The organism is Desulfoscipio gibsoniae DSM 7213, assembly GCF_000233715.2.
GTDB classification, from domain to species: Bacteria; Bacillota; Desulfotomaculia; order Desulfotomaculales; family Desulfallaceae; genus Sporotomaculum; species Sporotomaculum gibsoniae.
In genome coordinates this window covers 3585032-3599161 of sequence record NC_021184.1, presented here as the reverse complement: position 1 = coordinate 3599161, position 14130 = coordinate 3585032, and the positions used below count along the sequence as shown (strand labels likewise).

Sequence of the window (14130 nt, the reverse complement as noted above, 5' to 3'; positions counted from 1 at the left end):
TCTACTTGGAATTTTCCTCCTTGACTTTGTCGGCTGCAGCTTGAACAGCTGCTTCAATTTTGACATATCCCGTACAGCGGCAGATATTGCCTGATATAGCTTCTCTAATTTGTTCGCGATTGGGATCCGGCGTCTTGTCCAACAGGGCTTTGGAAGACATAATCATCCCCGGAGTGCAAAAGCCGCATTGAATAGCCCCCAGGTCCATAAATGCTTCCTGTACCGGGTGCGGCTTTTCTTTGTTACCGATACCTTCAATGGTTTCAACATGGCAGCCTGCAACTTTCATTATAGGGACCAGACAGGAATTCACTGCAATTCCGTCCATAATAACTGTGCAGGCGCCGCATTCACCTTTGCCGCAACCCTTTTTGGTTCCTGTAAGTTTTAATTCGTCACGAATTATATCTAATAATGTAGCGGAAGGTGAAACTGTTAATGTTACAGGTTTGCCGTTAAGTGTGAATTTAACATTTTTTTTATTCATACCAATCCCCCCTTGTTAAATAATTGTCATTAATTACGAGCACGAGCTACAGCCGTTTCGAGGGCACGTTTAACCAAGACTTTTAATGTTGCGCAGCGGTATTCCGCAGACCCACGCAGAGTGCTGTTCCGGGGATTAGCGTGATTCAGGGCGGCCTCTGCTGCCTTTTGAATTGTTTCCTCATTTATTGCCGCGCCTTTAAGTAATTCTTCACTGTCGCTTGCCCGCACAGGTTGCGGGCCTACCGGGGCCATGACTATTCTGGCCTGTTGAAATTTATCTTCGGCAATAGATACCACTACTGCTACATTTAACATGGGAAGCGCCAGTGCTTTGCGTTGGGCCAACCGGGTAAAGGCGGAACCTTCACCTGGTTGCAGGGCCGGTATTATTATGTTGGTTACTATTTCGTTGTTGCTGTTCACTTTGGTTTTGCCTACTCCGGCGTACAGTTCTTCTACCGGTACCTCCCTGGTGGAATCGGATGATGCTATTACAGCAGTTGCCCCGAGGGCTACCAGAGCAACGGCGGAATCAGCGGCCGGCTGTGCATTTACCACGTTACCTACCACAGTGGCGGTATTCCTAATTTGTAATGAACCTACGCTTCTGCTGGCCTCGGCCAGGACCTGTGCTTTTTCATTTACCAATGGTGATTTGGCTGCTTCATTATGCGTAACCCCCGCCCCGATAATCAAGAAGTTCCCTTCTGTTCGGATTCCTTTAATTTCTGGTATCCGAGTGATATCCACCAGTATTTCGGGATTATGTTTCTTTGATTCTATGTCCAGTAACAGGTCGGTTCCACCGGCAATAATACGGGCTTTTCCTTTTTGCTGCTGCAAAATTTGCAGTGCATCAGTTACCGATTCCGGTGTTAAGTAGTCTATATACATGCTCTAACCTCCTTTATAAAAAATCACTATTTAATTAAAGCAAATAGCATGCCATTTGAAATAATTCAAATAATAGCGATTTTAAAGGCAAATCATTATAGTAATATCGTTTTTTGTGCCGATTTTTTGTCATTTTCCAATAATAAATAAGCAAAAAAACGGCAAATAAAAAACCGGCACTGTATAAGTACCGGTTTTTATAGAAAACTGCCTCTGAAAAACTACGGGCTTGTCCCGGAGGAGGTTCACTTGCCTTTTTCCTTTATTAAATAACGCAGCACTCTTGGGGTAATTCCTAGCTTTTGCGCTATCCCGGAGTATGTACTGCCAGGTTCTTGTAAAAAATGTTCTATAACTTTCCTGGTAATTCCCGCCTCTACATCTTTAATAGAGTTTCGTACTCTTTCCAGGTCGAGGTTGGGTAGCTGAACCAGCAAGGGAGGTAGTAAACCGCCCCACCAGTTTATCAAACATTCCAAATCGATCATCGCTTTGTTGTTGATAGGAGGGTAGGAACTTAATTTTATGCCGGTAATCTTTTCCGGCAGTGATTCAACTCCTATATAATCAGAACTACTAAACGCAATTGCTCTGGTTATTACGTTTGACAACTCTCTTACATTACCCGGCCATGAATAGGCTTTTAGAAGCTCAAGTGTTTCCGGAGTGCATCTAATTTTTTCTTCAGTGTTTTTGGCAATGAAATGTTCAACTAAAAGGGGTATATCACAAACACGCTCCCGTAAAGGTGGCAAGTTTAAACTTACTACATCCAGACGATAAAAAAGGTCTTGGCGAAATTTTCCTTTACTAACGGCATCTCTTAAATTAATATTGGTTGCTGCAACTATGCGGGTATTTGTTTTACGGGTTGTTTCGCCGCCTACACGAATAAATTCTCCGGTTTCCAGTACGCGCAGCAGCTTTACCTGGATAGTGGGGCTTGCTTCACCTATCTCATCTAAAAAGAGAGTTCCTCCGTCGGCTATCTCGAATATGCCTTTGCGAGTTCCATGTGCACCTGTAAAAGATCCCTTTTCATGGCCAAAAAGCTCGCTCTCTAAAAGGGTTTCGGTAAAAGCACCGCAGTTAACGCCTAAAAAAGGCTTGTTCGCCCGTGAGCTGTTAAAATGTGTAAACCTGGCTAAGACTTCCTTTCCAGTACCTGTTTCCCCGCTTAGCAGTACGGTAATGTTTTTAGGAGCTATTTTTTGAGCCAACGATAGTATGCGAAACAAAGGGCTATCCGGGTTTGTAATAATTCCCAGGTTTCGGGCTTCTTGAAGCAGCTCGGAATCGATAATATCTTTGTGGATTTGGTATTTTCCCAAAGCCCTGTCGATACTCGCTTCCAGTTGATCCAGTTCATCAAAAGGTTTTTCAATATAATCGAAAGCTCCCAGCTTAACCGCTTGGACGGCAGATTTTACGGTACTATAACCGGTCATGATGATAACCGGGCAAAAAGGTTGACGATTTTTTATCTCTTTAAGTAAACTTATACCGTCATTGTCAGGCAGCTTGAGATCTACCAGCGCCAGGTGAAAGGATGAGTTGCTGATTGCTTTTAGCGCTTCACTACCTGAGTTAGCCACAGTTACTTGGCAATTTTTTTGTTCTTCCAGAAAAAAAGCAAAGAAAGTGCCGACTTCAACTTCATCGTCTATAACTAAAATTTGCGGTTTCATTTTTACGCCCCTAATACATTAGAATTATTACAAAGGCAGGATTAGTGAAAATGTACTACCATTTCCCGGCTTGCTTTTAACCTTAATGGTTCCCCTATGGGTTTCTGCTATGCCAAGGCTGACTGAAAGGCCCAGACCGGTGCCCTTGGTGCTGCTTTTAGTAGTAAAAAAAGGATTAAAAATATGTTCCAGGTTTTTAGCTTCAATTCCCTCACCGTTATCAAAAACAGCTACTTCAATGGCCGCTTTATTTTCGTGCTCTATTGCCAGGGTAGTAATGATAATTTTACGATCTTTTGTATTATCTAGAGCATCTCTGGCATTCAACAAAAAATTAATAATTATCTGTTCAAGCTGTTGTTTATTACCCATAATAGGAGGTAGATTTTTACCAGGGTTTACTTTTATGGAAATATTACTTTTCTGAATTTGGTAGGCTACCAGGGAAAGGCTGTTAGTTACCACCTGGTTGATATCTAATGGTTCAAGGGAATAGTTGTCCTGCCGGGCAAAAGTTAATAAATTTTGTATTATTCTTTTACATCTTTGCCCGCAATTTTTGACATCTTCCAGTAGCTTAAATGTTTTTTCCCCGGGGTTAGTTATTCTTAATAAAACACTGGCATTACCTATAATCGCCGTAAGGGGATTGTTTAATTCGTGGGCAACTCCTGCAGCCATTTCTCCTATTGCCGCCAGTTTAGCGGAATGAAACAATTGGGCTTGTATCCGCCTCTTGGTGGTAACATCTCTGATATAAACTACTATGCTGTAGGGTTCATTATTTTCGTTGAAAACTGGGTAAACGTTAATATTTAAAATTTTGTTTAAGTGGGAAATATTTATTTCCCTAAAAATACTTTGTTTCATGCGGAACGCTGTTTCAACGGGACATTCATGACAGGTACGGTTGCAAAAAGGGAACACTTCGTGACACTTTTTCCCTACAATATCGCTGGGGGGTACTCCGTTTATCTCATTATTCACACGTAAAATGTTGTATTTTGAGTCAATAAGGTAAATCTGTCCCAGCACGGCTTTAAATGTTTGTTCCCATTCTCTCTTGGCCTTGAATACCTCATTATAAAGGAGCATGTTTTGAATACATACTGCCATTTGATCCGCCAGTTGTTGAACAAATAAAGAATCATCCTTTGAAAAGGCGTAAGGTCTTTTACTGCCCAGATTAACCGCGCCGATGACTTCGTTGTTAACCAGCAGCGGAGACATTATGGCCGATTTTATACCAATAGCAACCAAATCATCATCTTCCTGGTATTTGTGTGTATCATTCCATATGTCCTGCCTTAAAAAACATTGCTTGGAAAGAATAGCCTGCCAGGGAGCTGAATTATAATTATGCAAAACACTACCCACACCCAATAATTTCTGGTCTTTGGGCGCGCTTGATTTAATAATTAGGTTACCGTTTTCCAGTAAGCAAAAGCTTAACAGGTCATAGGATATAACGCTGCGAAGAGGAATTGACATGTGATCAATAATATCTTCATAGCTCATCTGAACATTAATGCTTTTTGCTATTTGATTGATTATAGCCAGCCGGGTGTTTTGCTTGGTCAATTCCAAAACACAGCTGCCTTCAGCCGGTTGGCGGGTAAAACTCATTAATATCTCCTCCTATGAGGTTATAAGCTAATTTTATCACATTAATTATAACAAATAGTCAAGAGAATGAAAATTAAGTCTATTTACATGAAAATAACCTTATCACTGTAAGTTTTCAGGATTTAAACCTTCAAGTTGTTTTATTATAAATCTGCCGTCTTTTCTTACCAGTACATCGTCAAAATAAATTTCCCCGCCGCCGTACTCCGGTGTTTGGATGCATACCAGATCCCAGTGAATGGCGGATTTGTTTCCATTGAAGCATCTATCATATGCACTGCCCGGAGTGAAATGAAAGGAACCGGAAATTTTTTCATCAAACAAGGTATCTTTCATGGGGGTGGTAATGTATGGGTTGACACCCAGGGCAAATTCACCGATATACCTGGCCCCTTCATCAGTATCCAGGATTTTATTAATTCGCTCCTGGTCATTAGCCGTAGCTTTGACAATTTTTCCGTTGCAAAATTCCAGTCTGATTTGCTCATAAACAAACCCCTGGAACTGGGATGGGGTATTATAAGTTATATAACCGTTTACTGAATCCCTAACCGGTGCCGAGTAAACCTCACCGTCCGGGATGTTTCTTTTTCCTGCACATTTGATGGCCGGCAGACCCTTAATAGAGAAAGTCAAATCAGTATCGCGCCCCACAATTTTAACCCTATCGGTCCGGTTCATTAATTCAACCAGCGGGTCCATGGCCCGGGACATTTTAGCATAATCCAGGTTGCATACATTAAAATAATAGTCTTCGAAAGCCTCAGTGCTGGTAGCGGCCTGTTGGGCCATGGACGGTGACGGGTATCTTAAAACAACCCACTTCGTTTTAGCTACCCGAATATTTTCGTGCACCACTTTCCAAAAATATTTATTGTATAAATCCATTTTATCCGAGGGCACATCCGATAACTCGGCACTATTATCTCCCGATCGAATACCGATGTAGGCATCCATTTCATTCATCCTGGCCGCTTCGTATTGAGCCCGCATTTTTACCTGCTCTTCCCCCGCGCCCAGCAGCCAGGCCCTTTCAATGGAGCTGTCCTTTAATGAAACAAAGGGCAGACCGCCAACGCGATAGACCTCTTTTAGTAGCTCTTTTACCAGTGGTGATTCAAATCCCGTGTTTTCTATTAAGATCTTTTCTCCGCATTGTAATGCGCATGAATAGTGGATAAGGTTTTGAGCCAACGTAGTAATCCGCGAGTCAACCATGAAAAACCCTCCTTGTTCTTTTGTTATTACAGAAATATCATTAGCTGTATATGGGCAAAACCGGCATAAATTTTAATATCCTCCATGGGAAACGCCACTGGTCTATTGTACTCCAAAAAAGTTAAGAGTAAAGGCCAAATAATAGTGGATTTTTAATGCCGTACCAAATTGCATATATTCTATATTACTACATTTTTAAATCGGCACCCAAAATTGGTGGTCATATCTTGACAGACATATTACCCTGGTTAGCCCTGCAAAAATTTGCGACCGTTAAATAAAAGCTGTACTGAGCAACCTCGTTTTTTTATAGCTAATAAAATAGTACCATTGACTATATTAGTACAGTAGCACTATGATAAATCTAACCAGTGTGCTCACCTGGACCTATTAGCACCGCCATCCAGTGGCGCTTTTTATATAAGGAGATCATTATTTGATAGGAGTGTAAACGTTGCCCAAGAAAAGCAAGCAGCAGGAAAATATGTTCACACCGTCCGGCCACCAAGTGGACAGGGACTTAATGAAAGTGGCGGTAAAGGTTTCGCCGTCACTGCAGGCGTTAATTGCCAACCAGATTGATTTGATAGAGATGCTGGAGGACAAGGTGGCTAAAAACCCTGTCCTTATTGAGCAGCACAGGGTGGAAGTACTACAAGTGGAAGAGGAGATAGCCGGTGCTTTTTCAAGCTATGTAAAGAAAAAGGAAAAGGCCAGGGAACGGCGGTTAATGAAAAAACAGTCGCTAAAGGAGGATAAAGCATCGCCGGTTAGTGAGGAGGCCGGTAAACAGTTTGTGGAAGAACAGCCTGTGGAAGACCTGCAAGCTCATCTTTCGGTAGAGGCGGTACCATTTGACATTGTAAATGAACCTAGATTATCTAAGGGAAGGGGTTACACCGGTAAACCAGCCTCGGGCGAGAAATTTATTGAGGAACCGGTAATGTGGGAAGAAGATGACCGTTCCTTGGACTATAACATGCATTTTGATATTGAATCGACGAACCAGGGACCCGGTCTTCCATCGTCCAAATATGAAACCAGCGTCCGTCCCGTGGTCACAAAGAACGCCGGGGTAGATGTGCGGCGGGTGGCTTTGGGGGCATCTATAAAAGCTCTACAGAGCTTTCTCGGCCGTGAACTAAATGAATATGAGATCAAGTCCCTTGAGACCCAGGTAGACTCTTATTTAGAATAACTGGTGATCAATTTTTATAATAACGTGCTACGAGAACGGAGTGAACCACTTGCAGGAAGGACAGAAAGTAACACTGCAAATAACGGATATCAATCGCTACGGTGAGGGCATCGGGCGAGCGGATGAGGGTATGGTGGTTTTTGTGCCCGGCGCGGTGATCGGGGAGCAGGTTACGGTGTGCATTGAAGAACTGCGTAAGAGATATGCTCGGGGGACGCTGTTGAAAACCGTTAAACCTTCAAAACACCGTGTGATGCCGTCCTGTGACCTGGCTGAACGCTGTGGTGGCTGTAATCTGCAGCATATTGCCTACGACGAGCAGCTGCGGTGGAAGTCCGCCCTGGTCAGGCAAAATATAGCTCGCATAGGCGGAGTTGACGGGGGAATGGTACGGGATATCATCGGTATGCCGGACCCCTGGCATTACCGTAACAATGTGCGTTTTAAAGTACGGTGGAAAGACGGGAAAGTGACGCTGGGGTTTTTCGCTGCGGAATCGCACCAACTGGTTGCGGGCGTCAATGGCGCTTCCGGGACTTCGTGCCTGCTGGCTCACTGGGATTTAATCCGGGTGGCTGAAGCGGTGCAGACGGTGCTGGAGGATAACCCGACAGGTGTAACATTGCCGGAGGAAATTATGCTGCGCCGGGGCAGCACCGGTGAAGTGATGGTAATATTATTGATCGGCAAACCCGCAGGCGCTCAAAGCGGGGAGACCCCGGCCGGGCTGACCGGTGAAATAACAGCCATTCCTGGAGTGGTAACGGTGGTGGGCTATGCCCGGGCCACCGGTAAAAAAACAGTCGGCCGGTATCAAACTTTGGCCGGCCGGGGCTATATCGAAGATGAAATAGACGGATTGCGATTTCGTATTTCTGCCGCCTCCTTTTACCAAGTGAACCCATCTCAAACTGCTGTGCTATATAGGAAGGCACTGGATTACTGTTCTTTGCAGGGGCATGAAGAGGTAGCCGATGCGTACTGCGGAGTGGGCACCATTGCCCTATACGTGGCTCGGTACGCAAAAACGGTGCGGGGTTACGAGGTGGTGCCGGGGGCGGTGCGAGACGCCGAAGCCAACGCTGCGCTTAACGGTATAAAAAACGCCCGTTTCTTTGCCGGTGCTGTGGAACGAGTTCTGATGGAACATGTGGACAAGGGTTACCACCCGGAGGTGGTGGTGCTGGACCCGCCCCGCAGCGGATGTCACCCCGAGGTGTTGGATGCCCTGGCCCAAAGCGGTGCCAGGCGGGTGGTCTATGTTTCCTGTGACCCGGCCACTCTGGCCAGGGACGTGGGGTATTTGCACCGGTTGGGTTTCATGCTGCAAGAAGTGCAACCCGTTGACATGTTTCCCCATACGGGACACGTTGAGTGCGTAATAATGATGACGTATAGTGGTTTTAAGGGCAAATAAGGCGGGCCAACCACTATATGTAGTGGTTTTGGAGCAAAAAACGGGCAAAAATTGAGGCGAAAAACTGCGATTTTTGACCCTGTTTTTTGGGGCGTTTCATAGATGACATTCGGTATTTCAGAGTCCATGCTTGAATTTCCCATAGCTGGACAATAAAATGTTAAATATAGAACATATAAACAAACAGGAATTTGCGGAGGAATATAAAATGGCATGGGATTATGCAGAATTATCAAAGATGGCAAAAGCAAATGGTGGTCCTGAAAAATTGGTAGACTTACTTATTAATTCAGGAAAAAGAAAAATGTTTCCGTGGCTAGGAGTAGCGGCTGCGGTTGGAGTTGCGACTACTGTAGTTGTTCAAAAAGCATATAAATATTTATCTGATAAAAAAGCTGAGTCGAATACAGAGATGGAATTGGCTAAGCAAGAATTGATTCAAGGGATTAAAGATTATGATGCGACCCATGCCGAAGTACATTCTGATATTATGAATATAAGAAAAATTACAGACAACAAAAAGGAATATATAGACTTACTATTGCTGGCCGACGAGCAAGAAGATATGATAGATAAGTATCTTGAGCGTGGTGAAATGTTCGTTTTGGATGATAATGGCATAAAAGCTGAATGTGTGATTACACAAGAAGGTGATGGTGTTTATGAGCTTAAAAACATTGCTGTTTTACCTGATTATCAACGAAAAGGCTATGGAAAAAGCCTGATAGAGTTCCTGTTTTCCTCTTACACTGATTGCAACACTATGATTGTTGGGACAGGGGATGTTCCCTCTGCACTTACTTTTTATAAAAAATGTGGTTTTACAGAATCACATCGAATAAAAAACTTTTTTATAGATAACTACGACCACCCAATGTTTGAAGATGGAAAACAACTGGTTGATATGGTTTATCTGAAATGGGAGCGATAACTTCTAATTTATTTAATTGAATATAACTGATTCCTGAAAATTTGCGGGAGTATTTTCTAACGAAGATACCCCGCTTTTTTTATGCCCTTTTTTAGGGCAATGTCATTAAGTTAAGGCCTAAAAAACACAACCATCCAGATTAAGATGGTTGTGTTTTTCTTATACATACAGGTGGGCATATAAAATTTATCAATTGTAAAAAAACACTTGACAAATAAATAAAAATCGAAGGCTTCGCCTTGAAAATGAGGACATTTTTTTAAGGAGGCCTTCAAAAATGATAAAGAAAGCATATCCAGAGCAGGTACGAACTGCGCTGCACCAAGCGATAAGCTCAATCACAGCAGATTTACCGGCTTGCGTGAAACGACCAGGGCAAGATTTTTCACGCGAACGCAAATTATCACTGCATACTATGCTGCTTATGCTTGTAGGCATGGGAGGCAATAGCCTTTCAAAAGAATTATATGATTGGCTGGGCTATTCGTCAGAAACTGCAACCGCTTCAGCATTTGTCCAACAGAGAGACAAAATTCGTCCAGAAGCACTGAAACTACTGTTTCACGAATTTACAAGATTAGCAGTACCAAAGAATTCATTGCAAGACTACAGGCTGCTCGCTGTTGACGGTTCGGATTTGAGACTTCCGTCAAATTCAAATGATGGATTCTCCTCCATCAGGAACAGCGAAGATAGCAAAAATTACAATCTTGTGCATTTAGACGCTATGTATGACCTGATGGGCAAGGTTTATGTCGATGCATCCGTGCAATCCAAGAAAGGCATGAATGAGCATAAAGCCTTAGTATCCATGGTAGACCAGTCTGAAATCAGCGGAAATGTAATTGCAATCATGGATCGGGGATATGAGTCATTCAACAATATCGCTCATTTTCAGGAGAAATCATGGTACTATATCATCCGGGCGAAAGAATCCTATGGGATTATATCAAGGCTTTCTCTACCAAATTGCTCGGAATACGATGAAGAAATCACGTTAACCCTCACCCGGCGCCAAACCAAAGAAACGTTACCGCTTCTAAAAGCATACCCCCATCGGTATCGATGGATACAGCCACATACGACATTTGACTTCATTAAACCGAAAGATTCCAAGTTTTATGATTTACATTTTCGTGCCGTTCGCTTCGCTATTGCTGATGGTGTGTATGAAACGGTTTATACAAATCTCAATGCCGAAGATTTTCCGCCGGAGAAAATAAAACAGCTCTATAATCTGCGCTGGGGAATTGAGACATCTTTTAAGGAGCTAAAATATGCTGTGGGTTTGGCGAGTCTGCACAGCAAAAAGAAGGATTTTATATTGCAAGAGATTTTTGCCAGACTAATTCTATACAATTACTCTTCCATTATCATGCACCACATCAGTATTCCGGAAGATTTGCGAGTAAATTTTCCAGTGGCTTTAAATATATGCCGTCAATTTTTGAGAGAGTTAATTCCAGCGGTCCAAGTTCTTAAACTGATAGGTAAGCACCTTTCCCCAATACGCCCTGGCAGAAAATTTCCTAGATATCAAAATCCGATTTCAGCAGTAGGGTTCCAGTACAGAATTATTTGAGATTTAACATGCATCAGAGATTTTTACAGATGCTTTTCGGGCATCTGCTTTTGTGTTGCTCAAAATTCAAAAACACCTGCGTTTTCTATGTTATTCCTTGTATGCGATAACCCCAGCGGTATCACTTTTCTACTGCTGGGGTTTCTTATAAGCTTAACTTAATGACATTGTTTTTTAGGGACTCATATAAAAAAGAATGGAGGAAATCAAAATGGCAAACGAAACAATGCGAATCTTTTTCCCTCTGAAGATTTTCAGCTATCCTCAGTATGACTGCTCGGAGGATGAGCGGGAGGATATTTCGTCCAGGGATGCGGTGGCTTATGAGGATCAAATCCTCGCTGCCATTGCAAAAGAGAATCGGCACTTCGAAAATGATCGAGGTCTTGCCGAGTACATTCACGACGAAGCGCTCAAGGAAAAAGTGTATAGCCTATACCCGTCAGTCGAAATCGTCGATGGCGAGCTGTGGGGAGTCATGACGGCAGAATTGAAGGAGGCTCTCTCCGGAGAAGAAACCGCTGCACTTATGGATTATGTATGCGGTCAGAACTCTGACGGGTATGGAGAAGGCTTTGAGCAGCGTCCCATCAAAACGCCGGACGGAGAAATCTATGTCAGCTTTTGGGACAGCGGTGATTACTCGATGAAGCTAGAGAAGGAGATGAAAAACAGCTCTCCCGAAGCAGGATACGGCGGCCCTGTGATGGGAGGAATGTAAAATGAGCAAGGTATTCTCCATCATAGGTCTGGAAACCAACAACGGCATCAGTGCAGTCGGACTCATGAGCGGTATCCCTGAAACGGAGGATGTTCAAAAGTCGCAGCTATACAAGGAGCTGATCGAGGACTGCGGCGGATCAGAATATATAACGGCGACGGTCAAATCCTACTATTATGGCGGGGGTAAGCCGGAGGACGCCACAGCCGAGGATCTTAATTGGCTAAAGGCCAATCACGAATTCCTGTTGACCGAGGCGGTCATTCATCTCCAGACGAAAAGCTTCGCCATCCTATACTCCGACCAGGGAATGCAGATGAATATGTAGCGCTCTTTAGGTTCTCTTGAACAGTGAAGCTGAAGAGCGCTATTTTTATTTCCGAAGCTGTGAACCAAGCAACTAAATAAATGAATGAGAGGGCGTTGTCTTTACAAAAAAGGCAGCGCCTTTTTTGTTTTTCCGAGAAAGGAGCTGAACCATGAACAATGATTTAAGCACAGAAGCAAAAACAAATGCGGGAGAAACCGGTCCGCCTAAAAGGTTTACCGTCCCCCCGCCCAAAGATACCACCCGATGTAATGGCTGCCCATATCCCGGCGTCGGCTTCATCTGCTGGAGTTCTGACGGCTCCTGTCTGAGAACCAAGGTTGAAAGAATTAGCTCCCGCAGCCGAGGGAGGTGATGCAATGAACAGTCCCATCAGCTGGGTGGGCGGTAAAAAGTCTCTGCGGGATCTGATTTATCAGAGGCTGCCGAAGGAATTCGGCAGGTACATCGAGGTATTTGGTGGAGGCGGCTGGGTGTTATTCGGCCGAAGGCCAAGCACCGTCATGGAGGTATATAACGATTTTAACTCCGACCTTGCCAATATGTTCACCTGTATCCGTGACAGGCCCATGGCTTTGCTAAAAGAGCTTGGCTTTCTTCCTCTTAATGGGCGGGACGAATTCAATGTCCTGAAAAAATTTCTGGAGAAGGAGGAATTCACAAACGAGTATCTGCATGAGGAACTGGAGATAGCGCAAAAGCATCTTACCGAGCTTCAGTATGAGGAAATCAAGCTCATCCTTTTAGAAAAGGCGCAGATGAACGATGTGAAACGTGCCGCAGCCTTTTACAAGCTCATCCGATTAAGCTACGGAAGCGGCTGCACCAGTTATGGATGTCAGCCCTTCGATATCCGCAAAACCTTTGACCTCATTTGGCAGGCAAGCCGGAGGCTCAAGGACACAGTCATTGAGAACAAGGATTTTGAAGCTCTGATAAAGCAGTATGACCGAGAACACGCTTTCATTTACTGCGACCCCCCATATTATCAAACGGAGGGACACTACGAGGTGGTGTTCAGAAAAGAGGATCACTACCGCCTGCGAGATACCCTGGCATCCTGTCTGGGTAAATGGCTGGTCAGCTACAACGACTGCGAATTCATCCGGGAGTTGTATAAAGACTACAATATCGAAGCGGTCAGCCGAATCAACAACCTCGCGCAGCGTTATGACAACGGCAGTGAATATGCCGAGGTGCTGATCTCAAACTACGATACCGGCGAACGCATGCGGGATATGCCTACTCAAATGGGCTTATTCGACGTCGGCGGTCTTTTCGGCATGCCATAACAAAATCAAATCATATTTTTCAGGAGGATTTACATTATGAAGCTATTTAAAATGGTTACGTCCGTGGATAAGCACGGTCGTATCACCCTGCAAACAGGGGCGCTCGATGCCGCAGGGCTGAAGCCCGGCGATGAGGTGAATGTCACTCTCGCTGTGGATGCTGATGAAAATACCTGTCCGCAGATTGTCCTTACCCCCATTGCGTCTGAAGCAGATGAGCCGTTGTGTGACTGTGAAGAAGATGGCGTGGAGATTTCCCTGTCCCTTCCCGACTTGCTGCTGGAAGCGGCTGAGATTTCGGAAGCAAGCGCCCTGAAAATTGTCTGCGCGCCGGGTGCCATCGTTATATTGGAAGCGGATATTCTGGATAATCTGCCGGATGAGCTTCACGAGCTGTTCGCTGCACTCGGCATCAACCCCGACACGGTTCGGGAGGTTATGAGAAAGGAGGGTTACTTCGTATGAAAGCAAAGCCCATATACAAAATAGTAGATGACAAGGGGCGCGTCCTGATTCCAAAGTCATTACGCGCCGCCGCTGAAATGGAGCATGGCGATATCGTTCGCCTCGGTATCCAGAAGGGCGTCATCACAGCTAAAAAGGTTGATCTCATCGAAATCGGCGACCAGTCGCCGGAGGCGGTGGAGGCGTTCGTCCACGCCGCTGTTCGTGATATGCCTGAGAATACGCTTATATCATTAGCCGCAAGGCTGCTGGACATCATTGAAAAGCGAAAGGAGTAATCC

At 44.4% G+C, this 14130-nt stretch carries 15 protein-coding genes; 10 read left to right on the top strand and 5 right to left on the bottom strand.

All coding sequences use genetic code 11. The features are described 5' to 3' along the window. Position 1: 1 nt before the first annotated feature. The 5 genes from DESGI_RS17050 to DESGI_RS17030 form a co-directional block, all read right to left on the bottom strand. Positions 2-487 (bottom strand): (2Fe-2S)-binding protein, encoded by a 486-nt coding sequence (locus DESGI_RS17050; protein WP_006520305.1) that lies wholly within the window; start codon positions 485-487, stop codon positions 2-4. Between the two features lie 29 nt (positions 488-516). Continuing rightward, positions 517-1383, bottom strand: a complete 867-nt coding sequence (locus tag DESGI_RS17045) for an FAD binding domain-containing protein (protein WP_006520304.1) — start codon at positions 1381-1383, stop codon at positions 517-519. Between the two features lie 245 nt (positions 1384-1628). Then, positions 1629-3071, bottom strand: coding sequence for a sigma-54-dependent transcriptional regulator (locus DESGI_RS17040; protein WP_006520303.1), 1443 nt, complete (start codon positions 3069-3071; stop codon positions 1629-1631). A gap of 27 nt (positions 3072-3098) precedes the next feature. Then, complete coding sequence (locus DESGI_RS17035; protein WP_006520302.1) at positions 3099-4697, bottom strand: ATP-binding protein; 1599 nt, start codon at positions 4695-4697, stop codon at positions 3099-3101. Between the two features lie 102 nt (positions 4698-4799). Beyond that, a complete protein-coding gene (locus DESGI_RS17030; RefSeq protein WP_006520301.1) occupies positions 4800-5915 on the bottom strand; it encodes an aminopeptidase in 1116 nt (371 codons plus the stop codon). A 454-nt stretch (positions 5916-6369) separates the two neighbouring features. Here DESGI_RS17030 and DESGI_RS17025 point away from each other — a divergent pair, with 454 nt between their 5' ends. The 10 genes from DESGI_RS17025 (at position 6370) to DESGI_RS16980 (ending at position 14127) form a co-directional block, all read left to right on the top strand. Further along, positions 6370-7113 (top strand): hypothetical protein, encoded by a 744-nt coding sequence (locus tag DESGI_RS17025; RefSeq protein WP_006520300.1) that lies wholly within the window; start codon positions 6370-6372, stop codon positions 7111-7113. 49 nt (positions 7114-7162) lie between these two features. Continuing rightward, on the top strand, positions 7163-8530 hold the full coding sequence (rlmD, locus tag DESGI_RS17020; RefSeq protein WP_006520299.1) for a 23S rRNA (uracil(1939)-C(5))-methyltransferase RlmD: 1368 nt from the start codon (positions 7163-7165) through the stop codon (positions 8528-8530). A gap of 490 nt (positions 8531-9020) precedes the next feature. Then, positions 9021-9461: a GNAT family N-acetyltransferase gene (locus DESGI_RS17015; protein WP_041285637.1), complete on the top strand. Its 441-nt coding sequence runs from the start codon at positions 9021-9023 to the stop codon at positions 9459-9461. Between the two features lie 277 nt (positions 9462-9738). Further along, positions 9739-11043, top strand: coding sequence for an IS4 family transposase (locus DESGI_RS17010; protein ID WP_006520297.1), 1305 nt, complete (start codon positions 9739-9741; stop codon positions 11041-11043). Between the two features lie 211 nt (positions 11044-11254). Beyond that, complete coding sequence (locus tag DESGI_RS17005) at positions 11255-11764, top strand: hypothetical protein (RefSeq protein ID WP_006520296.1); 510 nt, start codon at positions 11255-11257, stop codon at positions 11762-11764. 1 nt (position 11765) lies between these two features. Beyond that, positions 11766-12092, top strand: a complete 327-nt coding sequence (locus DESGI_RS17000; RefSeq protein WP_006520295.1) for a hypothetical protein — start codon at positions 11766-11768, stop codon at positions 12090-12092. A 151-nt stretch (positions 12093-12243) separates the two neighbouring features. Further along, complete coding sequence (locus DESGI_RS26645; RefSeq protein WP_006520294.1) at positions 12244-12447, top strand: hypothetical protein; 204 nt, start codon at positions 12244-12246, stop codon at positions 12445-12447. Between the two features lie 4 nt (positions 12448-12451). Further along, complete coding sequence (locus tag DESGI_RS16990) at positions 12452-13384, top strand: DNA adenine methylase (RefSeq protein ID WP_006520293.1); 933 nt, start codon at positions 12452-12454, stop codon at positions 13382-13384. Between the two features lie 36 nt (positions 13385-13420). Then, positions 13421-13849, top strand: coding sequence for an AbrB/MazE/SpoVT family DNA-binding domain-containing protein (locus tag DESGI_RS16985; RefSeq protein WP_006520292.1), 429 nt, complete (start codon positions 13421-13423; stop codon positions 13847-13849). Next, positions 13846-14127: a hypothetical protein gene (locus DESGI_RS16980; protein WP_006520291.1), complete on the top strand. Its 282-nt coding sequence runs from the start codon at positions 13846-13848 to the stop codon at positions 14125-14127. The genes DESGI_RS16985 and DESGI_RS16980 overlap by 4 nt, the downstream gene beginning before the upstream one ends. The last annotated feature ends 3 nt before the right edge of the window (positions 14128-14130 follow it).

Coding starts and splice junctions, on each gene's coding strand:
- DESGI_RS17015 (WP_041285637.1), top strand. CDS start 9,021: ATGAATATAAGAAAAATTACAGACAACAAAAAGGAATATATAGACTTA.
- DESGI_RS17035 (WP_006520302.1), bottom strand. CDS start 4,697: ATGAGTTTTACCCGCCAACCGGCTGAAGGCAGCTGTGTTTTGGAATTG.
- DESGI_RS17000 (WP_006520295.1), top strand. CDS start 11,766: ATGAGCAAGGTATTCTCCATCATAGGTCTGGAAACCAACAACGGCATC.
- DESGI_RS16990 (WP_006520293.1), top strand. CDS start 12,452: ATGAACAGTCCCATCAGCTGGGTGGGCGGTAAAAAGTCTCTGCGGGAT.
- DESGI_RS26645 (WP_006520294.1), top strand. CDS start 12,244: ATGAACAATGATTTAAGCACAGAAGCAAAAACAAATGCGGGAGAAACC.
- DESGI_RS17030 (WP_006520301.1), bottom strand. CDS start 5,915: ATGGTTGACTCGCGGATTACTACGTTGGCTCAAAACCTTATCCACTAT.
- DESGI_RS17010 (WP_006520297.1), top strand. CDS start 9,739: ATGATAAAGAAAGCATATCCAGAGCAGGTACGAACTGCGCTGCACCAA.
- DESGI_RS17050 (WP_006520305.1), bottom strand. CDS start 487: ATGAATAAAAAAAATGTTAAATTCACACTTAACGGCAAACCTGTAACA.
- DESGI_RS17040 (WP_006520303.1), bottom strand. CDS start 3,071: ATGAAACCGCAAATTTTAGTTATAGACGATGAAGTTGAAGTCGGCACT.
- DESGI_RS17045 (WP_006520304.1), bottom strand. CDS start 1,383: ATGTATATAGACTACTTAACACCGGAATCGGTAACTGATGCACTGCAA.
- DESGI_RS16985 (WP_006520292.1), top strand. CDS start 13,421: ATGAAGCTATTTAAAATGGTTACGTCCGTGGATAAGCACGGTCGTATC.
- DESGI_RS16980 (WP_006520291.1), top strand. CDS start 13,846: ATGAAAGCAAAGCCCATATACAAAATAGTAGATGACAAGGGGCGCGTC.
- DESGI_RS17005 (WP_006520296.1), top strand. CDS start 11,255: ATGGCAAACGAAACAATGCGAATCTTTTTCCCTCTGAAGATTTTCAGC.